Here is a 640-nt window from a genome sequence, read left to right on the forward strand (position 1 = left end):
TCATTCCTTGCGCAAAAATCACAGCAAAAGGAATTGGTGTGCTGTCTCAAGAGCTTAAAAGACAAACCATGCATTAAGAGGAGGTTCTTATGATAAAAAAGAAATACGAACTGACAGACGCAACAATCGAAGTTAATGGCAGAACTCTCCACCGCATTCGCGCCTTACGAGACTTTGGAAACGTCGAGAAAGGCGATTTAGGCGGTTTTATAGAGCATGAGGGCAATTTAAGTCACGAAAGGGATTGCTGGGTTGGTGATAATGCATGTGTTTATGAAGGTGCCCATGTTTATGATGATGCACAAATTTCTGATAATGCTCATGTTTTTGGTAATGCAGAAGTTTACGAGGGTATACATTTTTATGGATATACAGAAGTTTACGGTGATGTACGTGTTTTGGGTAACTGCGATGCTATATACATTGTCAATGATGCAGGTGCTTATGGGCATGTTGATAATACTGACCTCATCTCAACTAGAGAACAAACCAGATGAGAAAATACGAACGACTAATCTTATAGTATCTCTATAAGCCGTTTTTAACCACACAAACAATTTTTTAACACAAGCGTGATTCACGCCACGGGGGAATTGCGCGCAATGTAGGAAATCAAGATGAAAAATTCCACTTTTTTAAA

1 protein-coding gene and 1 pseudogene are annotated in these 640 nt (G+C 39.2%); both read left to right on the forward strand.

The window, feature by feature from the left end; translation table 11 throughout:
- Positions 1-77: pseudogene (locus ACFIK6_RS10180) on the forward strand (phage antirepressor Ant); the annotation flags it as partial.
- Between the two features lie 12 nt (positions 78-89).
- Positions 90-497 (forward strand): hypothetical protein, encoded by a 408-nt coding sequence (locus ACFIK6_RS10185; RefSeq protein ID WP_375642778.1) that lies wholly within the window; start codon positions 90-92, stop codon positions 495-497.
- Positions 498-640 lie beyond the last annotated feature (143 nt).

The sequence above is a fragment of the Bartonella sp. AS69XJJH genome (genome assembly GCF_042195585.1).
Taxonomy (GTDB): Bacteria; Pseudomonadota; Alphaproteobacteria; order Rhizobiales; family Rhizobiaceae; genus Bartonella.

Coding starts and splice junctions, on each gene's coding strand:
- ACFIK6_RS10185 (WP_375642778.1), top strand. CDS start 90: ATGATAAAAAAGAAATACGAACTGACAGACGCAACAATCGAAGTTAAT.